Genomic DNA, 24,498 nt, shown 5'->3' with positions numbered 1-24,498 from the left:
CCCAAGTGTGTACAGACCCGCCGGCGATACAAGCGCTGCGATTTTCTGCCGGACCGGAACACAGGGCCGATACATCGCTTCGGTTAACTGTGATTCCGTACTGGCAACCTTGAGACCGACACCATGCAGACCCCCATCACCTCAGTTAAAGCGACCGTCGGGCTTGGCTTGCGTCGCGGTTTAATGAAGGACCTCCAGGCCGCCCGAACCGGCGATTTCGATTTCCTGGAAGTCGCGCCGGAAAACTGGATCGGCATCGGGGGCGCCCATGGTCATGCGTTGCGGGCCCTGGCCGAGCGTTTTCCATTGTCCTGTCACGGCCTGTCCCTGTCGCTGGGTGGGCCGGCACCGCTGGACGTCGGTTTTTTGCAGGAAGTCCGGGTGTTCCTCGATCACTACAACGTGCCGCTGTACAGCGAGCACCTGAGTTATTGCAGCGATGACGGTCATCTTTACGACCTGTTGCCGTTGCCGTTTACCGAAGAAGCGGTGCACCACGTGTCCGCGCGAATTCGCCAGGCCCAGGACATTCTCGGCCGGCGTCTGGCGGTGGAGAACGTGTCTTACTATGCCGCGCCGCAGCAGGACATGGACGAAGTGACGTTCACCAACGCGGTACTGCGTGAAGCCGATTGCGACCTGCTGCTGGACGTCAACAATGTCTACGTCAACTCGATCAATCACGGCTTCGATCCGCAGACCTTTCTGGCGGGCATCGATTCGGGGCGGGTGGTGGCGATGCACGTGGCCGGGCACTTCGATGAGTCCGATACGTTGAAAATCGACACCCATGGCGCGTCGGTGAAACCGGTGGTCTGGTCGTTGCTGGCCCAGGCCTACGCGCGGTTTGGCGCGCAACCGACATTGCTGGAGCGGGATTTCAACTTCCCGGCGTTCTCTGAACTGGTGGCCGAATTGCAGACCATTCGCCACTTGCAGGCTGAGGGGGTGAACCGTGGATAAGCACTCGCTGCATCAACAGCAATCCACACTGGGCCTGTACCTGCGAGATCCCGATCATTGCGCGCCTCCGGCCGGGATGGATGTGGCGCGGGCACAGGTTTACCGCGACCTGATTTTTTCCAACCTGTCGTTGTTGCTCAGCGGGACCTTTCCGGTGCTGATCAAGATTCTCGGTGATGAGCGCTGGCGTTCGCTGGTACGGATTTTCCTGCGGGACTACCGCGCGCATACGCCCAAATTTGGCGAAATCGCCAACGAGTTTGTCGAGTTCCTGGCCTCCGGCCCGCAGGCATTGAGCGAGGGTGTGTGGCCGCCGTTCATGGTGGAGTTGGCGCATTACGAGTGGGTTGAAATGGCGTTGCAACAGTCCGAAGCCGAGCCGTTGGCGCCGAGTGATGTGGCGTTGATTCTGGAGCGACCGTTGCAGGTGTCGCCGCTGGCGTGGCCGTTGGCTTATGCCTGGCCGGTGCAACTGGTGGGGCCGGATCATCAGCCGGACAGTGAAGCACCTCAACCCACGTTATTGTTGGTGCGTCGGGCCGAAGACTGGAGCGTGAAGTTCTCCGAGTTGAGCCCGCTGGCGTGGTGGTTGTTGCAGCGGATCGAGGAATTTCCCGAGCTGGACGGGCAGGCCCAACTGCAAGGGCTGGCGGTGGAGGCGGGGGCTGCCGGCTCGCCAGCGTTCATGGAGAGCGGGGCGGCATTGTTGCGGCAGATGCACGGGGAAGGGGTGCTTGGCATAAAAGCCTGACCCACCCCAATATCCCAACCACCACTTGACCCTGTGGGAGTGAGCCTGCTCGCGATAGCGGAGTGTCAGATGACAGTGATGTCGACTGACACTCCGCTATCGCGAGCAGGCTCGCTCCCACAGGGTTACGCACTGTTTATGGGGCGGAAAAGAAGTATCGCGTCAGGTGAAAGAAGATCGGCGCCGCGAAACAGATCGAATCCATCCGATCCAGCATGCCGCCATGACCTTTGATCATCGTCCCCCAATCCTTGGCGCTCAGGCTGCGTTTAATGGCGGACATGACCAGCCCACCCAGAAAACCCATCACCACGATCACCAGCGACATCAGCAGCGACTGCCAGAAACTGAACGGGGTCATCCAGAACATGCACCCGCCAATCAGCGTTGCCGACAGGCCGCCACCGACCAGTCCTTCCACGGTTTTCGACGGGCTCACCAGCGGCGCAACCTTGTGCTTGCCGAAGAGTTTGCCGAACACGTACTGCAACACGTCACTCAACTGCACGACAAACACCAGGTAGAACAGCAACAGCGCGTTCTGGCCCTTGAACCCTTCCAGGTCCAGCAGCAACAGGGCCGGCGCGTGGCTGATGCAGTAGACGCAAATCATTACGCCCCACTGGATCTTGGCCGCACGCTCCAGAAACGCGTCCGTGTCCTGGCTCAGCACCGCAATCGCCGGCAACAGCAGGAAGGCGTACACCGGGATCAACAGCGTGAACAACGAATACCAGTGCGTGCCGATCAGTACGTATTGCAACGGAATCAGAATGAAAAACGCCGAAAACAGCGCGTTATGGTCGCCCAGCCGGGTCGGCGTCAGGGTAATGAACTCCCGGAGCGCGAACAGCGAAATGAAGCCGAACAAAATGACCGTCGCATTGCCACCCAGCAGGTAGGACACGAAGAAGATGATGACCATGCCCCACCAGGCATTCACGCGCTGGTTAAGGTTTTCGATGGTCGAGATCGAGCCTTCCGTTGTCGCACGCCTGGCCAGTATCCGGCCGATGATCGAAGCAACGGCCAACAGGCCGGCGATGGCGCCGAAGAACCACAAAAACTTTTCATCAAGATTCATTCCGACAACCTCACAATCGCTTCACGCGCCCGATCCAGAAACACCTGTTTTTCCTCGCCACTGATCCGTTGCAGCGGGTCGCCGATACGGATCGTGCAGATGATGGGCAGCGGAACGTGTTTGCCTTTTGGCATCGAGCGATGCAGGTTTTCCAGGTAGATCGGCACCAGGTCAACCTCGGGGAACGCCTCGGCCAAGCGGTACAGCCCCGATTTGAACGGACCGGGCAACGCCTGGCTGCCGCGGGTGCCTTCGGGAAAGATGATGATCGAATGGCCAGCGCGCACCACGTCGAAAATCGGCTCCAGCACGTTGACGCCGGGCGCCGGGTTACGCTCGATCAGCACCGCATTCAGGCCTTTCTGCGAGATGTACGACAGAAACCGGTTTTTGCCCCAGTAGTCAGCGGCCGCGACCGGTTTCACGTTCACTCGGGCTTCCGCTGGCAGCGCCGCGATGATTGCCAGGGTGTCCATGTGGCTGGAGTGATTGGCGAAATAGATGCGCTGGCGCGTCAGGTCCGGCGGGCTTTCCCACCGGGCCGTAACACCGATGAGGAATCGAAGGACAGAAATCAGCGCGTTACTGATCCACATGGTGATTCCCCTTGAGCTGGCGCGAGATGGCCAGGGTTCGCGTGACGCAGGTCGCGGCGGATCCGGCCGCGATGATGACCAACGCGATCAACAGCACGTAGTGAGTGCCATAAACGGTGGCTTCGACCGCATTCAACACCAGTGCGGCGGTCATTACGGCCATTCGGTGCTGCTTGGCCATGGGGCCCATGAAACTCTGCTTCAGGCCAATCGAGCCACCAAACACCCTGACATACGCCGTCAGTGCCGCGGCCAGCGCCGCAAACCAGCCAAGATCGGCATACCCGATGGCATACCCCAGCGCGACGATCAGCAGGCTGTCGGCAATGCGGTCGGGGAATTCGTTGTAGAGGCTGCCGATGTCGGATTTCTTGCCGCCCTCGATCGCCACCATGCCGTCGAAGAGGTTGCACAGCAGGCGCAATTGAATGCCGACGGCGCAGAGGATCGAGCCGATGAGCCCGTTATCGAGATTCAGTGCCACCGCCCCGGCGAGCGCGAAGGCGATGCTGGCGACGGAGATCTGATTGGGGGAGATGTGTCGTTTCACCAGAAGGTCGGTGATGTGTTTCGCCCAGCCCGCAGAGCGCGTCTTGATGGGCCTTCGGTTGTCATCCATTTGCCAATATCCATATAAGTGTCGGTTGCTATCGGGTGCGCCACCGCGGCGCGTTGCGCGACGGTGCCCGACAATATAAAGGCTTTCCTGCGCCTTTGTGTCTGTTTACTGACTGGCAGGTCGAACCGGCAATTTCAACTCCGCACACAACCCGCCGCCTTCGCGATTGCTCAACGTCAACGATCCGCCGATCGCCAGCGCCAATTGCTGTGCTATCGCCAAGCCCAGACCGGTTCCGCCGGTGCTGCGGTTGCGCGAGTTCTCTACCCGATAAAACGGTTCCATCACGTGGGCCAGTTCCTCTTCGGCAATGCCCGGTCCGCGATCCATGACCTTCACCGAGAGCAGGCCGTTTTTCGCTTCCACACACAATTCAGCGGCCCCGGCGAACTTCAGTGCGTTATCCGTCAGGTTCACCAGCACCCGCCGCAGGGCATGCGGTCGGGTGTCAATCACCGCGGCACTTTTGCCACCCAGTTGCACGTCCTTGCCCACGTCCTGATAGTCAAACACCAGGCTGTCGAGGAATGAATCAAGGTCGGTGCGGCGGCTCTCTTCCGTGGCGCCGTGAACGCTGCGGGCATAGGCCACGCCTTCGCGCACCAGATGTTCCATCTCACTGAGGTCGCTCCACAGTTTGTCTTTCTCGCTGCAGTCGTCCATGAATTCGGCGCGCAGTTTCATGCGGGTGATCGGGGTTTGCAGGTCATGGGAAATCGCCGCCAGCAGTTGCATGCGCTCCTTCAAGTACGCGGCGATGCGTGCCTGCATCGAATTGAAGGCGATGGCGGCATGGGCGACTTCTGTCGGGCCTTTTTCGTCCAGGAGCACCGCGTGGGTGTTGGGATCAAGGTTGTCCACCGCCTCGGCAAGGCGGGTGAGGGGGCGGATGGCGATTCTCACGGCCAGCCAGGTGCAGAGAATCATCAGTGCCAACTGGCCCAGCAGAACGATGGGCAACCACGGTGACAACGGCACCATCGATGGCCTGACGTCGATGGTCACCGGGCTGCCGTCCGCCAGTTTCAGGTGCACCTGAAAATGTTTCTGCTCGCCGGGAATGTCCGTCACGGTCATCGGGTAATCCTTGCCGATGGCGTCCTTGATCGAAGTCACCGCGATGGGTGTATCGCTCATGGCCACGCCCGGTGAACCTTCGTCGAGCAAATAACGGTAGTTGCGGCGGTTCAGTTGTTGCAGCCAACTCATGCGTTCTTCGGCCGGTAAGCGGTCGAGGATGGCGATGGAGGTCGAGACGTCGGTTTCCAGGTTACCGAGCATGGTGTTTTTTGCGCTTTCGTAACGCTCGTAATACTGCGCGCCGAAGGACAGTGCCTGGGCGAGGATCAGGCCAATCAGAAAGATCAGCGAGAGTCGCGAGGCCAGGGTACGGGGCCAACGAAGGGTGAGGTTCATGACGGCGTACCGAGTACTTCAACCGCCAGGGAAAACACATAGCCCTCACTGCGCACTGTTTTGATGTAGGCCGGTTCCCGGGCATCGTCCAGCAAACGCTGGCGCAAGCGGCTGACCAGCAAATCGATGGAGCGGTCAAACAGGTCGGCGTCGCGACCCTGGGTGAGGTTGAGCAGTTGGTCGCGATTGAGCACCCGCTGAGGGTGATCGAGGAACACCCGCAGCAATCGGTATTCCGCGCCGCTGAGCGCGACCATGGTGCCGTCTTCATCCAGCAAGTGCCGGGCGGAGGTGTCCAGGCGCCAGCGCCCGAACGCCAGCAGGCGACCGCTTTCGGTGACCACCAGGTTTGGCGGCAGCATCCGCGTGCGGCGCAGCACGGCGTTGATTCGCGCGAGCAGTTCACGGGCGGCGAACGGCTTGACCAGGTAATCGTCGGCGCCCATTTCCAGGCCGATGATGCGGTCGGTTTCGTCGTTGCGGGCAGTGAGCATCAGCACCGGCGTGGCCTTGTGTTTGCCGGCGCGCAATTCGCGGCAAAGCATCAGGCCGTCGTCGCCCGGCATCATGATGTCGAGCACGATCAGGTCCACCGGCGTGGACTCAAGGAAGCTGCGCATCTGGCGTCCATCCGCGACGACCGTGGTGCGCAGGCCGTTCTTCTTGAGGTAGTTGCCTACCAGTTCCCGGATCTCGCGGTCATCGTCCACGATGAGAATGTGATCGACGTGTTCCATGGGGCCAAGCCTCTATCAATGGGGGATGTTGCGCAGTCTATCGAGCCTTGGCCCGCTCGCCCGCAGCCCTTTGTATTGCAGTGTATCTGGCGTAGCGGCGGATACACGCGAAGGCAAAAATACGATTTTCCAAGGGTTTTGTATCGCTCTGTATCAGGGGCCGGCTTTGATACGTACCGATTTACACGCGGCTGTTTTCGACACAGACGAGATACCTCGCGAGCTTCTAATGGGTTCCATCGAGGCAACCCACACCGCCTCGGCTCAATTGAACGACCTACCCATTGAAGCCTTGAGGAAACCGCCATGAACACCAAAACAATCTACGCCGCTTGCCTGTTTGCCGCCCTGAACATCTGCACCTTGTCGGCCCGTGCCGAAGCCGCCGATGTCAGCGCTAAAACCTACACCTACGGCACCCACCTGGACATCAAGAAAGTGGTGTCGTTGAAAGAAGACGCCACGCCTTCCTGCGGGGTTGTGAATGCCCAGCTGACCTACCTGGACTCCCAGCACAAAACCCAGGTGCTGGATTACCGCAAATTTGCCGACAGCTGCAACGCGGACAACTGAGTCCTTCGCTGATCGATTGCCAACCCTCTTTGAAACAGGAAGAACACCATGAACAACGTGACCCGCTTTTTGACCGCTGTTGCTTTCTCCGTAGCCGGCGCGGCTGCCCATGCCAACGCCGCTGTTGAACAGAAAAGCTGTGGCAGCGCGACCTGCTTCCAGCTGACGCCTGTGGCGGAGCAGGGCGGTCATGCCTTCCTGGCTGAGGATGGTTCCGGCCGCACGCCGCAGGGTCAGCAGCTGGAAAGCCAGACGGCCTGAAGCCCGAACACTGTTTTGTGAACACCACAATTCCAGTGTGGGAGCGAGCCTGCTCGCGATGGCGGTGTGTCAGATAACACTGATGTCGACTGACACTCCGCTATCGCGAGCAGGCTCGCTCCCACAGGGGGATGGGTGGTGTGTCGTCCCTCTCTATTTTCAAGGTGATCCCATGTTTCTCATCGCTTTCCTGGGCGGCATATTGACCGTCCTCAGCCCCTGCATCCTCCCGGTCGTGCCGTTCCTGTTCGCCGGTGTCAAACGCACGCGTTCATCCATCCTGCTCACCCTTGGCGGCATGGTCCTGACCTTTGCCCTGATTTCCAGCCTGGCCGTGGTCAGCAGCGAATGGGTGGTGCAAGCCAACAACACCGGTCGCCACGTCGCCCTGATCGTGATGGCGCTGTTTGCCCTGTCGCTGATTTCCGCCCGTGTCGGTGACTGGCTGGCCCGTCCATTCGTGGCGCTCGGCAATCGCCTCGATCCCGACACCCGGAAGATGTCCGGCCCGCTGGGTTCGGTCATGATCGGCGTCGCCACCGGGCTGCTCTGGGCACCGTGTGCCGGACCGATCCTCGGGGTGATTCTCACCGGCGCCATGCTCCAGGGCGCGAACGCACAGACCAGCCTGTTGCTACTGGCCTACGGCTTGGGCAGCGCGCTGTCCCTGGGCACCTTGATCTTCGCCGGTCGCGGCCTGGTCAATCGCTTGAAAGCGTCGATCCCGGTCACCGGTTGGCTGCGTCGTGGTGCCGGTGTTGCCGTGCTGGCCACCGTGGCGGTGATTTCCACCGGTGCCGACCGGACACTGCTGGCCGGCACCTCGTCCGAAGGCGTCAGCAGCCTCGAGAAAGGTGTGCTGGAAAGCGTGCCGAAAGTCGTCGACTACTTCGTCAGCAAGGTCAAGGCCGACTCCATGGACAACGCCCAAGGCGCCATGCCGTCGCTGTCCGGTGCCGTGCAATGGCTGAACTCGCCGGCGCTGAGCAATGATTCGCTCAAAGGCAAAGTGGTGCTGGTGGACTTCTGGACCTACGACTGCATCAACTGCCAGCACACCCTGCCGTATGTGAAGGACTGGGCGAAGAAATACGAGAAGGATGGCCTGGTGGTCGTCGGCGTCCACACCCCTGAATACGGTTACGAGCGCATCATCGACAACGTTAAGGACCAGGTGAAAAAGCTCGGCATTACCTACCCGGTGGCCATCGACAACAACTACGCGATCTGGCGCGCCTTCGACAACCAGTACTGGCCCGCTCACTACCTGATCGACGCCAAGGGCCAGGTGCGTTACACCCACTTCGGTGAAGGCGCTTACGAAACTCAGGAAAAGATGATTCAGCAACTGCTGGAAGAGGCCAAGGCACCTTCCGCGTAACCCTCGACATCAATGGCTCACAGGCTGCGCGCCGTGGGCCATTGGCTTTTTCTCCTGATTGCGCCGCCACGCCGCCGGTGGCGCGCCGTACTCTCGACGAAAGGCACGGCTGAAGGCCGTGTCGGTCTGGTAACCCACCTCTTCGGCAATCCACATCAACGAACGGTTACTGCTGCGTAACAGGTTCGCCGCCAGCAGCATCCGCCACTGCGTCAGGTACTGCATCGGCGAACTCCCCACCAACTGCGCAAAGCGTTCTGCCAACACCGACCTTGAGGTGCCGGCCGTCCGCGCCAGTTCATCCAGGGTCCAGGCGTGACAGGGTTTTTTGTGCAGCGCATTCAGGGCAGCACCGACAATCCGGTCGCCCACGCCGGCCAGCCAACCGGTCCGGCCTTCAGCGTGCTCGTTCATGTACAGGCGCAGCACTTCGATGAACAACACCTCGGCCAGTTTCGCCAACACACCTTCGCCGCCGGGCCTGGGCGAGCGTGCTTCGGCCAGCGCGTAACGGACTGAAGATTCCAGCCAGATTCCGGCATTCGAGCCGCGCACATTGACCCGGACCACCGCCGGCAACCCCGTCAGCAACATGCCCGCCAACCGCGTATCGCAGGCCAGATAACCGCACACCAGACGTGTGACCGCGCCGCCACCGCCGTAACTCAGTTGCCGGGGACGGCGCGCCAGCACTACGTCCAGTCGCTTGCCCGTGACCGGCGTCAGCCCCGGTTGCGAGCTCATGCGATGGGCGTCGCCCTGAGGGAATACCACCACATCGCCGGCGGTCAGCCGCAGCGGCGAATCGTTTCCCATCTCGACATAGCACTCGCCTTCGGTAATCAAGTGAAAGATCACCACCCTCTCGGCACCGGGCTCCAGAAAGGGGGCCGCCGTGTCGGCGCTGGGCGACTGATAGCACCAAGGCGCCGTGAACCTGGCATTGATGAAGATCGCACCGACCAGGCGGACGACGCGCAGGGTTTGGGACAGGGCGTCCATGGTGGCTTCCCGTGCGGCTGAGGGCTTTCTGATTGTGAGCGCGTTGCCGCGTAACGTGAATTCTCCGGACGATCGGGCAGTGTTGCCCGACGATCGGGCAGGACGCCGGCCCGCGCCGGAGCGATAGTTTGCCTACAGGGCCACTGCCGACCCTGTCATCAATAACAACAATGAGAGGTTGCCATGCCAAAGTTCGTCATAGAACGCGAGATCCCGGGTGCTGGAACACTGTCAGAAAGGGATTTGAAAGCGGCTTCGCAAAAGTCCTGCCGGGCGTTGCGCGATTTGCCGGAGGTGCAGTGGCTGCAGAGTTATGTCACGGGCGACAAGCTGTACTGCGTGTACATCTCGCCGAGCGAAGCGCTGATTCAGGAGCACGCCAGGCAGAGCGGTTTCCCGGCCAACCGCATTTCCCAGGTCACGAACATCATTGATCCGACCACGGCGGAGTAAGCCGGGCCTGCGTTCCAATCCTTACGGAGCAGATTTAATGAGTACCCCCCTTGATCTCACTGCCCTGAAAAACCGTCAGATGGCTTCTTGGGCCAGCGGCGACTACGCCGTGATCGGCACCACCCTGCAGATCGTCGGCGAGCAACTGGCCGAAGCCTGTGACTTGCTCTGCGACGAGCTTGTGCTGGACGTGGCCGCCGGCAACGGCAATGCGACGCTCGCCGCCGCACGCCGTGGCTGTAATGTCACATCGACCGACTACGTGGCCGCACTGCTTGAACGTGGCGAAGATCGTGCCCGGGCCGAGCGTCTGGAGGTGACCTTCCAGGTCGCCGACGCCGAGGCGCTGCCGTTCGAGGACGCCAGCTTCGATGCCGTGCTCTCGACCTTCGGTGTGATGTTCACGCCGGACCAGGCCAAAGCGGCTTCAGAACTGGCGCGGGTCTGCCGCCCCGGCGGTCGCATCGGCCTGGCCAACTGGACGCCTGAAGGTTTTGTCGGCCAGATGTTCAAGACCCTGGCCAAGCACCTGCCGCCACCGGCAGGCGCGCAACCGCCTTCAAACTGGGGAACCGAAGCCTGGTTGCACACGCACTTCGATGAGCGCGATTTCCAGGTGCAGGTGACGCGGCGGACCTTCAACTTCCGCTATCGCTCGGCGGCCCATTTCATCGATATTTTCCGCAACTGGTACGGCCCGCTTCACAAGGCCTTCGCAGCGCTGCCTCCCGACGGCGCGAAGGCCTTTGAAAGCGACCTGACTGAGCTGATCAACCGGATGAACAGGGCGGGAGAGAAATCGGTGGTGGTGCCGAGTGAATACCTGGAGGTCGTCATCACCCGACGTTAACCAGACAACACAAAATCCTGTGGGAGCGGGCTTGCCCGCGATGGCTGGCTAGCTGCCGATCCAAATGTCGACTGATAGTCCGCTATCGCGGGCAAGCCCGCTCCCACAGGAGTTGTGGTGTTTTTGAGACGGTTACTCATCCACCCGCTCGGTGTACACCACCCACACGCTGCAGGGCATTTTGTACAGCAGGTGCTCCACCGTGCTGCCGATCAACCGGCCCAGACCGCGATGGCCGACCCGACCCATGACAATCACGTCGACGTCATAGGCATCGGCATAGCGGCTCAGGACCTTGGCCGGGTTGCCCATGATCATGTGCCGCTGCTCGGGCGCGATGCCGTTGCGCTCGGCCAATTCGTTGAAGGCGTCTTCCTGGCAGTCGAACAGGGTCTTGGCCTTGCCGGAACTGAAAAACGCCGAGCCGTTGTCGAAGCCGAATTCGTCTGCGCTGATGGAGGAAAGGTCGTAGGCGTACACCACGTCCAGCTCAGCATTACAGGCACTCGCCAGTTTCGACGCTTCGTGCAGGATCCGGTCATTGAAGGTTTTGTAGTGATCATCGCGATGGAAAGGATCGACCGCCGCGACGACCTTGCGTGGCAGGGCGTGAACCGCATGGCTGACAAAATGCAGCGGCACCGGGCATTCACGCAGCAAATGCACGTCGAGCGGGGTAAACATCAGTCGCGACAGCAGCGATTCGTGCTCCAGTGCCTTGATCAGCACGTCCATCGGCTGCTCTTTGAGGTGAATCAGGATTTCTTCCTGCGGGCGTTCGACCCACGCCACCTCGGTGGTGACGTGGACGCCGATCTTGCGCAAAGGGCGGGCCTGCTCCTCGAGCCATTGGCGGTGTCGGTCGACATAGCCCAGACGCATCTGTTCCAGGGCCTTTTCGTTGACCAGGCTGGCGGTGGCCAGGCCTTCCAGGTAATCGAAAGCCACGATGTGCAACGCCGCGTCTTCGGCCTTGGCCAGCGCCGCGGCCCTGTCGAAGGCGGGGCTGTGTTCCATCAGTGGCGAGGCGACCAGCATGAAGCGTGATTGACCAGACATGACGAACCTCCCGCGTCGTTCAATCCCCTAAGTATTGACCATGATCGACCTCCCGTCCGTCAGTGCGGCGCAGGTTGGGTGGGCGTGGCAGTCAGAGGGAGGTCAGTCGTCGTTCCATGATGATTGTGCGCTCGGCACCGTGGAATTCGTCGCGGACTTTTCGAAAGCCCAGCTTGAAGTAGAAGGCTTCAGCGGTGATGGAGGAGGGGACGCGCAATATTTCGATTTTCGCTTCGGTGGCGATGGACTCAATCGTTGCCATCAATTGCCTCCCGAGGCCGCGCCCTTGTTGGGCGTGGTCGACAAAGACACTGCGTACAACATCGCGATCAAGGCTGGCCGTGGCCACCACACGACTGTCGATCGTTGCGACGAAGACCTGGCGTTGAGTCAGCAACATGCGAATGGACTCGGTGGAAAAGCTTTTTTCCACCTGCCCGATGATGTCGGGGGAGTAATCCAGGGCGTTGGACTGGCGCAGCGACTGGATGATGACCTGGCTGATGGCGGACGCGTCAGCTGCGGTGGCGGGCCGTACTTGCGGTTTCATAGTGCTACCTCAGTCCTTTGAACATCCAATTCACCTGTGGGAGCGAGCCTGCTCGCGATGGCTGAGTGTCAGTCGACATCTACATCGGCTGGAAAGCAGTCATCGCTAGCAGGGTAGCTCCCACAGGGATCTAGGCAATCTGTGCGCCGCGTGCTGCCAGCAGTTCCCGCAATACCGAACGATGGCAATGCGCTTCTTCTTCGCAATAACACCCGACCGCCAGCGAGGTTTGATGGGAGAGGGCAGCCAGCAGATCCAGCAATTGACTGGGCGCGGGATGGTTCATTTCGGCCTTGAACTTGCGCCGAAAGGCCTCCCAGGCTTTGTCATCGGAGGCCGCTTTGGCTTCGGCCACCAGTTCCGCACTCGGCGACAGCAGTGGCTGCCACACATCGTAAAAGTCCCGATGGGCGAACTCGGCCTTTGGTACCCCGCGAGGGGGGCGGCGTACCGTGCCGATCCGCAGCCCTTCATCAGGCGGGCGGGGCGAGCCGAGTCGAACGATATGAATGGCCACGTCACGTTACTTTTGGCGCGATCCGTCGAACCACTCCATGGCGGTGCGCCAGATGCAGATCCCCAGGAAGTAAGCCGACATCAGCAACCAAAGCCCCATGACCATCGGGTTGATGACCGGATGGTTGACCACCAGCGACAAGCTGCACAGCAGCCAGATGGCGGTCACGGCAATGTTGATCGGCATGAACTTGCGCACTCGGAACGGGTGCAGGAACTTCATCCGCGTCACTGTCAGCAAGGCCAGGCCGATGACGGTCAGGAAGGTAATCCACGGCGATGGGGCGATGATGTACAGGCACAGGGCCACGACGTTCCAGGCGGCGGGGAAGCCCTGGAAGTAGTTGTCTTTGCTTTTCATGTTGACGTTGCAGAAACAAAACAGCGACGAGACCAGAATCAGCGACACGGTCAGCAGCAGCGTGTAGTCCGGCAACGGGATGTAGCGATAGATGAACAGCGCGGGGATGAACACATACGTCAGGTAGTCGATCACCAGATCGAGTATCGATCCATCGAAACTCGGCAGCACCGACTGCACATTGACCTTGCGCGCCAGGGCACCGTCCAGGCCATCAACGATCAGGGCCACGCCCAGCCACAGCAAGCAATTGGTGGCCTGGTTTTCCAGCAAGGCGAGGGTGGCGAGGAAGGCAGTGACCACGCCGGTGGCGGTAAAACCATGGGCGCCCCATGCTTTGAGCCTGGCGATGTGTAGGGTGGATATCACGGGGGCGTTCTCCAGAAAGTGAAGCAAGCCAGTCATCACCCTCGTTATCAAGGGCGGCGGCAAACCGGTTCGGTTGCAGGTATCGACCGGAAATCCGGGAATAAGGTTCACCGTCTGTAAATCTTAGCTGGGCCGGCAAAAAATACTTCGGATTAATCCGCAAGGCTGTTCACTTAAAACCGGCACGTCAGGCACACCCGTTTTTGTGGCGAGGGAGCTTGCTCCAGCTGGGCTGCGTAGCGGCCCCAAAAAATGTGACAGCAATACCGGTTTTCGTGAGTGCTACGCACTCAAGCGGGAGCAAGCTCCCTCGCCACAGGCTAAACGGTAATGGCGCATTTGCCGGCGAGGACTATTGTTGCCTGACCGGGTCACTCCAATCGATGAGGACGTCGTCATGAACACCAGCGATTTGCTCGAACAACTGCTGCGGGCCGGCCAGGGCTCCGGGGCGCATCAGGGTGGCGGATCCGCTCAGGGAGGCATCGGCGGCGGCCTTGGCGGATTGCTGGGCGGCCTGTTGGGCGGTGGCGCCGGCTCAAGCGCGGGTGGTGGCGGATTGGGTGGTCTGCTCGGTGGCCTGCTCGGCGGCGGCTCACCCTTGGGCGGCTCAACCCGGACCCGCTCGGGTGGCGGCACCAACTATGCGGCCCTGGCGTCGCTCGGGATGATGGCATTCCAGGCGTATCAGGCGTGGCAACGCAGTCAGGCCGCTGCGCCGCAACAGGCGCCGCGCACGGTCGACCTGTTATCGGGCCCGGAAGTGGAGGACCACAGTCATGCGATCTTGCGCGCGTTGATTGCGGCGGCCAAGGCCGATGGCCGGATCGATGAGTCGGAGAAGCAGATGATCAGCACCGAAATTGGCCGCCATACCGATGACCCGCAACTGCAACAATGGTTGGATGACGAAGTTGCCCGGCCGCTGGATGCCGCCGATGTGGCGCAATCGGCGACGGATCCCGGCATGGCGGCGGAAATGTACCTGGCCAGCGTGATGCTGGTGGACGATCAGCAGGATGCCGAGCGCACCTATCTGGATGAGCTGGCGGCGGCTCTGAAGATTGATCCTGAGCTGCAAGTACATCTGGAGCAGCAGGCCAAGGGGGGCGTGGCTTAGCGACGTAACGCCGAACACCGTCTTTGTAGCAGCTGCCGAGCTGCGCGAGGCTGCGTCCGGCTGCGAAGCAGTCGTAAAATCAGGCAGCCGGTTCTTTCAGAAGTACCCGTACACCGGATTTGCGAGGACTACGGTCGAGCGCGACCCCGGCTCGAACGCAGCCTCGCAAGCTCGACAACTGCTACAAGGTAGGCGGGGGTTTGGGCACCAGGAAGATAACCCCGTGCGCTTCAGCAATTTCCAGTATCCGCGGCAAATCCTCGGGCACCCGAAGCTGATCCACCGCCGCAAAGAACTGGCCACCCCGCGGATCCGACACCACACCAATCATCTTCGCGGTAGGGCTGATGTTCTTGTAGGCATGGATAGAACCCCCGGGGATATGCACGTAACCCCCGGCCGAGACGGTGGTGGACTTACCCTCCACAGTCACTTCGACCTGGCCGTCGACCACATAAAACGCCTCGTCCCACGGATGAAAGTGCAGCGGCGGCCCACCACCTTGCACACCATCCTGAATATGCATTTCAAAGGGCTTACTGAGGTCGCCGCCCGCGAGGATGGTGATCGCCTCGCCCACGACATTTACCGGCACCGGCGAGTGCTCGATGACGTGCACCGTTCGCATGATTGCTCTCCGAAGATGACCCCGCACCCGCTGATTATAGGCCTCGTGTATCCGCCGGGCCGCGCTCCACAGGCCCGTCCGTCAGGGCGATTTCAACGCCGATTGAATTTTTTTCCACGCAAATCGCTCTGCTGATATAGAGACGTGTTGATTCAGCGTCCTGCCACTGGCCTCAGACCGAGAGATGCGCCCATGACTGCCCTGACACGACTTGAATCGCGGCCCGCCCACGAACACCCGATCCCGGCCGCCGGTAGCCTGAAACAAACCTATGAACACCTGCTGCTGGGCGACGACCCCGAGCAACGGCGCGCACTCGCCCGTACCTTTCTCGAGGCGCAGCTGGAACACGCCACCCATTTGCCTCAAGAGATGCCGACGGAACTGTCGGCACTGCAATCGTTCGTCGAACAACACAGCGTCGACGTCGCCCGCCAATACGCCGATTACCTGCAACAACGCAAGCAAGGCGGGCCGCGACAATTCTTTAGCAACAAGGCCCACGCGCTGTTTTTCCTGCAAGCCGTGGCTCCGACCAAACTGGTCGACGGCGCCTGGTTGTACGGCCTGTTGCGTCAATGGCGCGACCCGCGTTTCGAAGGGCTGATCTGCACCTATCTGGAAGAGCTTGGCGATGGCAACCCGGCGCAGAATCATGTGGTGATTTACCGCAAACTGCTTGCCGAACATGGCCTGCAAGACACCGGGGTGATCGCCGACGAGCATTACCTGCAAGGCGCGATACAACTGGCACTGGGCGAATCCGCCGACGAGTTTTTGCCGGAGGTCATCGGCTACAACCTCGGCTACGAACAGCTGCCCTTGCACCTGCTGATCAGCGCCTATGAACTCAGCGAGTTGGGCATCGATCCGTATTACTTCACCCTGCACGTGACCATCGACAACGCCAGCACCGGCCACGCGCAAAAAGCCGTGCAGTCGGTGTTGCAACTGCTGCCGGTGGAAGGCGATCGCGAAGACTTTCTGCGCCGGGTCGCGCTGGGTTACCGGCTCAACGACCTGGGGCAGGGCAGTCGCGCGATCATCGAATCGTTCGACCTCGACACCGAGTTGCTCAACATGCTTGAGCGCAAGCGCTCGTTCGGCCAGCACATGCATTCCGACTACTGCCGTTTTGAAGGCAAGACTGTCAACCAATGGCTGTCGGCGCCGGAGCAGTTGCCAGGGTTTCTCGCCGCTATGGAAAACAAGGGCTGGATCAAGCGTCATCAGGACCCGCAAGCCAGCCGTTTCTGGCAGTTGATCGAGGGTGACGGCGCCGCCATGTTCGGCGTGTTCAGCCCTTATGAAAAACAGTTGCTGCATGACTGGATTGCCGGCGACTGGACGCCTGAGCGCTCAGCCACGGCGGTTCGCCGGGGCACGAGTGTCGCGACCCCAGCGTCCGTGTCCGACAACGACCCGGATATCCAGAGCCTGCAAACCGCGTTGGACGGGCTTGGCGCATACGAGCAGATGCCGGTGCTGATCCCGTGGCTGTCGGCCCATCGGCATTCCCATCCGGCCGGCCTGATGGCCACGCGACGGTTCATCGAACTCAAATCCAGTTTGCGATAGGAGCACGGCATGAATCAGGAAGAGCAACTAGGCGCTGCCGATCTTGCGCTGGTGCAGCTGGGGCGCCGTTTGCAGGCCGATGGTTACCGGTTCATCACCCCGACGCCGCTCACGCACCAGCGGGTCAATGACCGCGCCTTCGGACAAAACGCCCGGACCTTGCGCGATGTGTTCGGCTGGTCGCGCTCGTTCGAACCGGGCCTGCTATCAATGGAGGAGCAACGGCAGTTGCAGGAGGCGGGCGTGCTGCAAGAAGGCAACGGCCGACTCAAAAGCCGTGTGCGCTGGTCCAGCCTCGATAATTTGCTGTTCGTGCACTCTGGGTTCCCCACCGACGCGGCTGACGCGGTGTTTTTCGGACCGGACAGCTACCGGTTCGCGCAGCTGATCCATGCCCATCTTCAACAAACCTTCGCGCCTATCCGGCGTGCCGTCGACATTGGTTGCGGCGCGGGTGTCGGGGCGATTGTGATTGCCCGCGCACGCCGTGAAGCCGAAGTGCTGGCCATCGATATCAATCCTGCGGCGCTGCGTTTGACGGCGGTCAACGCGGCACTGGCCGAAGTCGCTAACGTCACGGTCGAGGCCAGCGATGTGCTGCAGGACGTCGACGGCCAGTTCGACCTGATCGTCGCCAATCCGCCCTACATGGCCGACCCCACCGAGCGGGCTTACCGGCATGGCGGCGGCGCGCTGGGTGCGCAGTTATCGTTGCGCATTGTCGAGCAGGCGTTGCTTCGACTGGCGCCCGGTGGCTCTTTGGTGCTCTACACCGGGGTGGCAATGATCGATGGCCAGGATCCGTTTCTCGAGGCACTGACCCCGCGCCTCGAGTCGCCGATGTTCGGCTGGACCTATCGCGAACTCGACCCGGATGTGTTCGGTGAAGAGTTGCTGACACCGGGCTATCAACGGGTGGAGCGGATTGCGGTCGTGGCCTTGATCGTCACGCGCATCGGCCCCGGAATTGGGGGACGCGTTGAGCCAGCAGGTGCGCCATGAACAAGAATCTGGACGATTACAACCGCATGCGCGATTTCTCGGCGACCTCTGAACCCGCTGCGAAACGATCGGCCAAAAAAACCGCGAAAGACCATGCCTTGCAGTTCTGTATCCAGAAGCACGATGCCTCGCGGTTGCACTATGACTTTCGTCTGGAACTCGATGGCGCACTGAAAAGCTGGGCAGTGCCGAAAGGCCCTTCGCTGGACCCCAAGGTCAAGCGCCTGGCCGTCCACGTTGAAGACCATCCGATCGATTACGCGACGTTTGAGGGCAGCATTCCCGAAGGGCATTACGGCGCCGGTGACGTGATTGTCTGGGACCGGGGCGTGTGGATACCCCAGGAAGATCCGGCCAAGGCCTATGCCAAGGGCAAGCTCAAATTCGAGCTGCAAGGCGAGAAACTCGGCGGCTTGTGGAACCTGGTGCGCACGCACATGCCGGGCAAGCAGGAGCAGTGGTTTCTGATCAAGCATCAGGACAGCGCGGCGAAACCCGAAAGTGATTACGACGTGGTCGCCGCCGAGCCCGACAGCGTGCTCAGTGACCGCACCTTACTCCCCAAAAAGGCGAAATCCGCCGCTAAGCCCAAACCGGTGAAGAAGCCGGCGCGCAAGGTCGCGCCGAAAGAGCAGTCGGCGCAACTCACCGGTGCCCACAAGGCCAAGCTGCCCGACCAGCTCAAACCGGAATTGGCGACGCTGGTGGAAAAAGCCCCGCAGGGCGAGTGGAGCTATGAGATCAAGTTCGACGGCTACCGGATCATGGCGCGTATCGACCACGACGAGGTGAAACTCTTCACCCGCAACGGCCACGACTGGACCCACAAACTGCCCAAGCAGGCCGAGGCATTGGCGGCGCTGGGCCTCGAATCTGCCTGGCTCGACGGTGAGATGGTGGTGGCCAACGAGCAGGGCGTGCCGGACTTTCAGGCGCTGCAAAATGCCTTCGAATCCAATCGCAGCGGCAACATCCTTTACTACCTGTTCGACATGCCTTATCTCAATGGCGTGGACCTGCGCGAGGTGCCGGTCGAGGAGCGGCGGGTCGCGCTGGCGACGGTGCTCAAACCCAATCAAGACCCGCTGCTGCGCTTCTCCGATGCGTTCGGCGAAGAACCGGAAGCATTGCTCAACAGTGCCTGCCAAATGCAGATGGAAGGGTTGATCGGCAAGCGCCTGGGGTCGCCTTATGTGTCACGGCGCAGCAGTGACTGGATCAAGCTCAAGTGCAAGCATCGGCAGGAATTCGTCGTGGTCGGTTTCACCGATCCCAAAGGCGCGCGCAATGCCTTCGGCGCGTTGCTGTTGGGCCTGCATGACCGCGACAGCGGCGAATTGCGCTACGCCGGCAAGGTCGGCACCGGTTTCAACGAGACCACGCTCAAGCACATTTACGAACAGCTCAAACCCTTGCAGGTGAAAAAACCGGCGGTGGTCAATCCGCCCACCGGTTTTGACGCCAAGGGTGTGCATTGGCTCAAAGCCGTTTTGCTCGCCGAAGTCGCGTTCGCCGAGATGACCAAGGACGGGTCGGTGCGCCACGCGGTGTTCCATGGCTTGCGAGATGACAAGCCCGCCGAAGACATCACCGAGGAGCGTCCGAAAGCCGTGAAAGCCCAGACCAGCAAGAAAGCCGCGGCTGACAAACCGGCCACCACGACGAAAAAGAAACCCGCCAAGGCAGCGCCCGCGCCCTCGCAAATCGGCCTCGGCGACGGCAAGGTGCGCATCACCCATCCGGACCGGGTGATCGATGCGAGCAGCGGCACCACCAAAGTGCAGCTGGCGGAATATTACGCCAGCGTCGCCGAATGGATTCTGCCCGAGCTCAAGGATCGGCCCGTGGCGCTGGTGCGCGCCCCGGACGGTATCGCCGGCGAGTTGTTCTTCCAGAAAAACGCCGAGCGCCTGGCCATTCCGGGCATTACCACACTGGACAAGGACGTCACCGGCCAACCGGTGATGATCATCAACAACGCCGAAGCGCTGATTGGCGCCGTGCAGATGAGCACCGTGGAACTGCACACCTGGAACGCCACCACGGAGAATCTCGACAAGCCTGACCGCTTCGTCCTTGACCTCGACCCGGACCCGGCGCTGCCGTGGAAAAGCATGGTCGAGGCGACCCAGCTGACGCTGTCGGTGCTCGATGAACTGGGGCTCAAGGCCTTCCTCAAGACCAGTGGTGGCAAGGGAATTCACTTGGTGGTGCCGCTGACTCGCAAGCTCGGTTGGGAGGAGGTGAAAGACTTCAGCCACGCGATTGTCAGCCACATGGCGAAGTTGCTGCCGGAGCGCTTTTCGGCGGTGTCGGGACCGAAAAATCGCGTCGGGCGGATCTTCATCGATTACCTGCGCAATGGACTGGGCGCCACCACCATCTGCGCCTACGCCGCCCGCACCCGCGAAGGGCTGCCGGTGTCAGTGCCGATTTTTCGGGACGAGGTGGCGGAGCTCAAGGGCGGCAATCAGTGGAACATCCACAACGTGAAGGAACGGCTGGCGGAAGTCGGTGATGAACCCTGGGCGGACTTGAAGAAAACCCGGCAATCCATCACCGCCGACATGCGTCGGCGGGTCGGGATGAAAAAATAGGCCCCGACACAGCCTTGTAGCAGCTGCCGAGCAGCGCGAGGCTGCGTTCGGCGACGCAGTCGTCGTGAAATCAGCCCGCGCGGTGCATCAGGATGGCCGCATGCGCAGGTATTACGACGACTTCGTCGCCGAACGCAGCCTCGCGCTGCTCGGCAGCTGCTACAGGGTGCCGCTACCGGACAAACGCCTGCAAATCGCTGGTCAGTTTGTCGATCGCCACTTTGAAGTCTTTGGTGGTGATTTTCTGGCTGGCATTCGACAGTGTGCTGCCGAAGACTTTGCGCACAACCTTGGCCACGGTCTGGTTGTTGCTGGCGTCAATAAACTCGGCCTCGATGAACAGTGTGGTGTCCTGATCACGGTGGCCAGTGGCAGCGGAAACACCACCCACCACGGCGGCGACCGGAACCACTTCGTACCACTTCATGCCTTCGTTTTCGGCATTCACCCCGGTGATCGCCGCGCGCATGACCAGTGTTTTTGAACCCTTAGGCGCTGATTTTTCGTTCGATATCACTTGGTATTTCTGGCCCAGAACGCCTTTGACCTTGCTGGTCATGTAGCTCTGCAGTTCATCCAGGGTTTGCTGATTGACCCGCTCGGTCGGCTTGGGCGCCGGGTAGAGCTCCAGCGTTTTGAACGCCACCGTGTCATACGCATTCGGATTCCACGACGGGCTCACCCAGCGCATCGCGGTTTCGCCGCTGGTGGTGGTGACTTGCTGCAAGTTGTTGTAGTTGGACAGGAAGCCTGAGTACTGGTCCTTTTCGGTGACTTTCGAGGTGCAGCCGCCGAGTAGCAGGCTGGTCAATGCAACGCCGATGAATAATTTCCGGGACAGATTCATTGTGGTGTTCACTCCATGGATTTAGTCGTTTTTTTTCGATTGCAGGGCATCAAAAACGCCAGGTCATATTTCCGGTCAACGCTTGAATCCAGGCATTGTCGAACTGACCGGAAGTTCGAGTGCCCGACGTGGACTTGGTCTGGTCAACCGGCATGTCGCCAAGCCAGACCATGGCCCAGCTGACGTTAATGTCGGTGCCCTTGTTCAGAGCATAGGTGGCTCCGGTCGCAATGCGCCAGGATTCGCCCATGGGCACGGTAAATGTGCGGTTGCCGTCGGAAACAGCGCTGCTGTCGTAAGCCACGCCGAAATTCCACAACAGCTGCGGGGTGGCCTGGTACTGCGCGCCCAGGGCCAGTTGCCAGGTGTCTTTGAAATGAGCGTTGACCGTGGTCGATTGGGCCCCGACTGCGTTGGTGTCGACTTGCACCGCAATATCGCCGAACTCGGACCAGTCCTGCCAGTTGACGGAGGCGAGCAAGGCCCATCGCGGGTCAAGTTGCTGGAACAGGCTCAGGGTCGCGGTTTGCGGCACGGTCATGTCGAGTTGGGTATTGGTGTTGTTGACACGCTCCAGCAGACGGCCGTCGCCTTTCACATCCAGCCGGTCTTCGAAGTCCAGATCAACCTTGCTGGTGTAGGCCAGGCCAATGCGGGTGCCGGGTTGCGGGGCGTAGATCACCCCCACATTCGCACCAAAACCCCAATCGTTGTCTTTGTACTTGAACTGGCCGTCGCTGCGGTCGGTGAAGCCAAAGGGTGAACGGTCGATCGCGGTTTGCGCTTGCAGCATGCCGTACATGGCTTTCACGCCGACGCCGACCGACCATTGCTCATCGAAGCGATACGCCACGCTGGGCACAAAAGACAAACCGGCGAGGCTGGCGTTTTGCGCGAAGTAGCGCCCGGACCATTCGTTGTCGTAGTTGGCGGCCAAGCCGAAGTCGCCGTAATTGCCGAATCCGACGCTCCAGTGGTCATCGAGTTGATGGCTGATGAAAAAGCTGCCGCCGGGAATCGGGTCGAGGGCGTTGCCACTGCCGCTGCCCGTTCCGTTGGTGTTTGAGTCGCGATCAAAGCTCAGGTCGCCGTAGAGCACCTGCAATCCGCCGGTAATTTGCGTACCTGGCAGATAGCTCATGCCCGCCGGGTTGCTGGCAATTGTTGAGGGGCCTTGGGCCCGGGCGGCGGCACCGGCGTTGGCAAGCCCCACGTTATCGGTGCCGATTTCATAGAGCATGATGCCGCCGGCCTGGGCCTGTTGGCAGCACAGCGCAAACAGGGTGAGGGCGGGCAGGGTGGCTGTTTTTAGCTGCATGGCGCTACCTCGGAAAATGTCCTTCACGAACGCGGGTGGCCGCTGTCGGCCACCCGTCTATCCACGGCCTACTTGGCCATTTCCGCCCGAGCCGCTGCAATCTTGGCTTTGACAGAGTCGAGGTTGAAGCTCGCGCCTTTTTGCATCGGTGGGAATTCAATCGCTGTTTCAGCCAGTTTGGCGACCTGTTGCTGAACGAACACGAAGCGCCAGAACTGGAACTTGAACCAGTCGAAGTACTGCTGGGAACCTTGAGCCGCCTGGTTTTCCGGCCAGCCCATACGCTCGAACGGATCAAGGCGAAGATTGGTCAGGATCGGTACGTCGACCGCCAATTTGGCGCCCATCCACCCGCCTGGCTGGTCGATAAAGCGATACTTGTAGTCGCCGATTCGCACCGCGCCCAGCGCACTCTCACCAAAGTAGAAGATTTCATTACGAGTCGACGGACCTTTGCCGGTGATCATCGGCGTCTGGTCATAGCCGTCCAGGTGCACCTTGTAGGTGCGGTCGCCCAGTTGTTTGCCTTTGAGCAGTTCCTGGGTAATGTTGGGGTTACCGGCCGCCGCGACCAGGGTCGGGAACCAGTCCATGCCGGACATGATGCCGTTGGCCACGGTGTTGGCCGGTACATTGCCAGGCCAGCGAACGATCGCCGGCACCCGGAAACCACCTTCCATTACGGTGCCTTTGCCCATGGCAAACGGTGTGGTGCCGCCATCCGGCCAAGTGAAGTTTTCCGCGCCGTTGTCGGTGGTGAAAATCACGATGGTGTTGTCATCCATGCCGTCTTTTTTCAGCTTGGCCATGACGTCGCCGACGATGTCATCGAGCTGCGCCATGCCGGCTTCCTGCTCCGACCAGCCATTCTGCGAATTGCGCATCGCTTCGTACTTGTCGGACAGGTGCGTGACGATGTGCATGCGGGTCGGGTTCAGCCACAGGAAGAACGGTTTGTTATCGGTCTTGGCCTTGTCGATGAAGGTGAAAGCCTTGTCGCGGATTTCGTCGTCGACGGTTTTCATCCGCTCGGGATAGAGCGTGCCGGCGTCTTCGATTTTCTGTTTGCCGACCTTGCCCCAGCGCGGCATCACCGTCGTATCGTCGGTGGCGGTCGCCCAGCTGTGGACCATGTTGCGCGGGCCGACGGTGGCCAGAAGTTCTTGCGGATAATTGGGGTGTGCCGGGTCTTCCATGGCGTCGAGGTGATAGAGGTAACCGAAGAACTCGTCGAACCCGTGCACGGTAGGTAGAAATTCGTTCAAGTCGCCCAAATGGTTTTTGCCAAACTGGCCGGTGGAATAGCCCATGGCCTTGAGCGCGGTGGCAATGGTGACCGCTTCGGCGGGAATACCGATAGGTGAGCCGGCCTGGCCGACCGTGGTCATGCCGGTACGGATCGGCAGTTCACCGGTGATGAAATTGGCACGCCCGGCGGTGCAACTGGCCTCGGCGTAATAGTCGGTAAACCGCATGCCTTCAGCGGCGAGCTGGTCGAGGTTGGGGGTCCGGCCGGCCATCATGCCCTGGTTGTAGACGCCGATATTGGACCAGCCAATGTCGTCGCCCATGATGACCACGATGTTCGGGGCGGGTTTGTCGGCCGCTTGGGTGATGCCGGGTAGAACCATTGCAGACAACACCATTGAAGCAGCTAACAAACGGGAAAATTTTGTCTGGTTCATGTGACGCTCCTGCCTACTGACGTAAATAACGAAGACCGACCCCCTCGACCTTTCTAAAATGCGTATTCCCCGCAAGAGCGTAGGTATGAACTGGTAAATTTCCAGTAAAAAATTGCCGCCGTATGCACTTGTCTCATGGGCTTTACAGCGTGGTCGGCGATGGCCGGATTCAACTGATCTTT

General features: G+C 60.6%; 25 protein-coding genes. 11 read left to right on the top strand and 14 right to left on the bottom strand.

Features of this window, described 5'->3' with window-relative positions; translation table 11 throughout:
* Positions 1-123 precede the first annotated feature (123 nt).
* Together ACA075_RS17850 and ACA075_RS17845 are read left to right on the top strand one after the other, a co-directional pair.
* Positions 124-963 (top strand): HvfB family MNIO-type RiPP peptide maturase, encoded by an 840-nt coding sequence (locus ACA075_RS17850; protein WP_497294261.1) that lies wholly within the window; start codon positions 124-126, stop codon positions 961-963.
* Complete coding sequence (locus ACA075_RS17845; protein WP_497294260.1) at positions 956-1,714, top strand: HvfC family RiPP maturation protein; 759 nt, start codon at positions 956-958, stop codon at positions 1,712-1,714. The genes ACA075_RS17850 and ACA075_RS17845 overlap by 8 nt, the downstream gene beginning before the upstream one ends.
* Positions 1,715-1,850: 136 nt before the next feature.
* Here the strand turns inward: ACA075_RS17845 and ACA075_RS17840 are convergent, their stop codons facing one another.
* From ACA075_RS17840 to ACA075_RS17820, 5 genes are all read right to left on the bottom strand, one after another.
* Positions 1,851-2,798 carry a phosphatidate cytidylyltransferase gene (locus ACA075_RS17840; protein WP_403101604.1) on the bottom strand — a complete coding sequence of 316 codons (948 nt, stop codon included), beginning with the start codon at positions 2,796-2,798 and terminating at the stop codon, positions 1,851-1,853.
* On the bottom strand, positions 2,795-3,394 hold the full coding sequence (locus ACA075_RS17835; RefSeq protein ID WP_497294258.1) for a lysophospholipid acyltransferase family protein: 600 nt from the start codon (positions 3,392-3,394) through the stop codon (positions 2,795-2,797). Before ACA075_RS17835 ends, ACA075_RS17840 begins: the two co-directional genes overlap by 4 nt.
* Complete coding sequence (locus tag ACA075_RS17830; protein ID WP_497294257.1) at positions 3,381-4,013, bottom strand: CDP-alcohol phosphatidyltransferase family protein; 633 nt, start codon at positions 4,011-4,013, stop codon at positions 3,381-3,383. Before ACA075_RS17830 ends, ACA075_RS17835 begins: the two co-directional genes overlap by 14 nt.
* A 105-nt stretch (positions 4,014-4,118) precedes the next feature.
* Positions 4,119-5,429 carry a sensor histidine kinase gene (locus ACA075_RS17825; RefSeq protein ID WP_497294255.1) on the bottom strand — a complete coding sequence of 437 codons (1,311 nt, stop codon included), beginning with the start codon at positions 5,427-5,429 and terminating at the stop codon, positions 4,119-4,121.
* The gene (locus ACA075_RS17820; protein WP_497294254.1) at positions 5,426-6,166 is read right to left on the bottom strand and encodes a response regulator; all 741 of its coding nucleotides are present in this window, start codon (positions 6,164-6,166) and stop codon (positions 5,426-5,428) included. Before ACA075_RS17820 ends, ACA075_RS17825 begins: the two co-directional genes overlap by 4 nt.
* A gap of 306 nt (positions 6,167-6,472) precedes the next feature.
* On the opposite strand from ACA075_RS17820, the gene ACA075_RS17815 reads away from it, so the two are divergent.
* From ACA075_RS17815 to ACA075_RS17805, 3 genes are all read left to right on the top strand, one after another.
* Entirely contained in the window at positions 6,473-6,739 is a 267-nt protein-coding gene (locus ACA075_RS17815) for a DUF2790 domain-containing protein (RefSeq protein ID WP_497294253.1), read from the top strand.
* Positions 6,740-6,787: 48 nt separating this feature from the next.
* On the top strand, positions 6,788-7,000 hold the full coding sequence (locus ACA075_RS17810; protein WP_497294251.1) for a hypothetical protein: 213 nt from the start codon (positions 6,788-6,790) through the stop codon (positions 6,998-7,000).
* A gap of 172 nt (positions 7,001-7,172) precedes the next feature.
* Positions 7,173-8,381: a cytochrome c biogenesis protein DipZ gene (locus ACA075_RS17805; protein WP_497294249.1), complete on the top strand. Its 1,209-nt coding sequence runs from the start codon at positions 7,173-7,175 to the stop codon at positions 8,379-8,381.
* A gap of 9 nt (positions 8,382-8,390) precedes the next feature.
* Here ACA075_RS17805 and ACA075_RS17800 read toward each other — a convergent pair whose 3' ends face one another.
* Positions 8,391-9,383 (bottom strand): AraC family transcriptional regulator, encoded by a 993-nt coding sequence (locus tag ACA075_RS17800; RefSeq protein WP_094471808.1) that lies wholly within the window; start codon positions 9,381-9,383, stop codon positions 8,391-8,393.
* 183 nt (positions 9,384-9,566) lie between these two features.
* Between ACA075_RS17800 and ACA075_RS17795 the strand changes: the two genes are divergently transcribed.
* Complete coding sequence (locus ACA075_RS17795) at positions 9,567-9,836, top strand: DUF4242 domain-containing protein (RefSeq protein WP_094471809.1); 270 nt, start codon at positions 9,567-9,569, stop codon at positions 9,834-9,836.
* Positions 9,837-9,873: 37 nt separating this feature from the next.
* Positions 9,874-10,686: a class I SAM-dependent methyltransferase gene (locus tag ACA075_RS17790; protein ID WP_497294246.1), complete on the top strand. Its 813-nt coding sequence runs from the start codon at positions 9,874-9,876 to the stop codon at positions 10,684-10,686.
* Positions 10,687-10,818: 132 nt separating this feature from the next.
* Here ACA075_RS17790 and ACA075_RS17785 read toward each other — a convergent pair whose 3' ends face one another.
* From ACA075_RS17785 to pcsA, 4 genes are all read right to left on the bottom strand, one after another.
* On the bottom strand, positions 10,819-11,745 hold the full coding sequence (locus ACA075_RS17785) for a universal stress protein (RefSeq protein WP_497294244.1): 927 nt from the start codon (positions 11,743-11,745) through the stop codon (positions 10,819-10,821).
* A 91-nt stretch (positions 11,746-11,836) separates the two neighbouring features.
* The gene (locus tag ACA075_RS17780; protein ID WP_497294242.1) at positions 11,837-12,295 is read right to left on the bottom strand and encodes a GNAT family N-acetyltransferase; all 459 of its coding nucleotides are present in this window, start codon (positions 12,293-12,295) and stop codon (positions 11,837-11,839) included.
* A 130-nt stretch (positions 12,296-12,425) separates the two neighbouring features.
* A complete protein-coding gene (locus tag ACA075_RS17775; protein WP_497294241.1) occupies positions 12,426-12,812 on the bottom strand; it encodes a DUF488 domain-containing protein in 387 nt (128 codons plus the stop codon).
* Positions 12,813-12,818: 6 nt separating this feature from the next.
* On the bottom strand, positions 12,819-13,541 hold the full coding sequence (pcsA, locus tag ACA075_RS17770; RefSeq protein WP_131062312.1) for a phosphatidylcholine synthase: 723 nt from the start codon (positions 13,539-13,541) through the stop codon (positions 12,819-12,821).
* Positions 13,542-13,938: 397 nt separating this feature from the next.
* On the opposite strand from pcsA, the gene ACA075_RS17765 reads away from it, so the two are divergent.
* Positions 13,939-14,661 (top strand): tellurite resistance TerB family protein, encoded by a 723-nt coding sequence (locus tag ACA075_RS17765; protein ID WP_497294240.1) that lies wholly within the window; start codon positions 13,939-13,941, stop codon positions 14,659-14,661.
* 181 nt (positions 14,662-14,842) lie between these two features.
* Here the strand turns inward: ACA075_RS17765 and ACA075_RS17760 are convergent, their stop codons facing one another.
* Entirely contained in the window at positions 14,843-15,289 is a 447-nt protein-coding gene (locus ACA075_RS17760; protein ID WP_497294239.1) for a cupin domain-containing protein, read from the bottom strand.
* Positions 15,290-15,481: 192 nt separating this feature from the next.
* Between ACA075_RS17760 and ACA075_RS17755 the strand changes: the two genes are divergently transcribed.
* Genes ACA075_RS17755 through ligD form a run of 3 tightly spaced genes read left to right on the top strand, consistent with a single transcriptional unit; the run spans position 15,482 to position 20,466 of the window.
* A complete protein-coding gene (locus ACA075_RS17755; protein ID WP_497294238.1) occupies positions 15,482-16,867 on the top strand; it encodes an iron-containing redox enzyme family protein in 1,386 nt (461 codons plus the stop codon).
* A gap of 9 nt (positions 16,868-16,876) precedes the next feature.
* Positions 16,877-17,869 (top strand): methyltransferase, encoded by a 993-nt coding sequence (locus ACA075_RS17750; RefSeq protein ID WP_497294236.1) that lies wholly within the window; start codon positions 16,877-16,879, stop codon positions 17,867-17,869.
* Positions 17,866-20,466, top strand: a complete 2,601-nt coding sequence (gene ligD, locus ACA075_RS17745; protein ID WP_497294235.1) for a DNA ligase D — start codon at positions 17,866-17,868, stop codon at positions 20,464-20,466. Before ACA075_RS17750 ends, ligD begins: the two co-directional genes overlap by 4 nt.
* A 172-nt stretch (positions 20,467-20,638) precedes the next feature.
* On the opposite strand, the gene ACA075_RS17740 is transcribed toward ligD, so the two are convergent.
* From ACA075_RS17740 to ACA075_RS17730, 3 genes are all read right to left on the bottom strand, one after another.
* Positions 20,639-21,313, bottom strand: a complete 675-nt coding sequence (locus tag ACA075_RS17740; RefSeq protein WP_497294234.1) for a DUF3313 domain-containing protein — start codon at positions 21,311-21,313, stop codon at positions 20,639-20,641.
* 49 nt (positions 21,314-21,362) lie between these two features.
* A complete protein-coding gene (locus ACA075_RS17735; RefSeq protein WP_497294233.1) occupies positions 21,363-22,631 on the bottom strand; it encodes an OmpP1/FadL family transporter in 1,269 nt (422 codons plus the stop codon).
* A gap of 68 nt (positions 22,632-22,699) precedes the next feature.
* Positions 22,700-24,316, bottom strand: coding sequence for an arylsulfatase (locus ACA075_RS17730; RefSeq protein WP_497294232.1), 1,617 nt, complete (start codon positions 24,314-24,316; stop codon positions 22,700-22,702).
* Positions 24,317-24,498 lie beyond the last annotated feature (182 nt).

Source organism: Pseudomonas sp. LBUM1663 (assembly GCF_059695905.1).
This window is presented reverse-complemented; position numbering and strand designations above follow the sequence as displayed.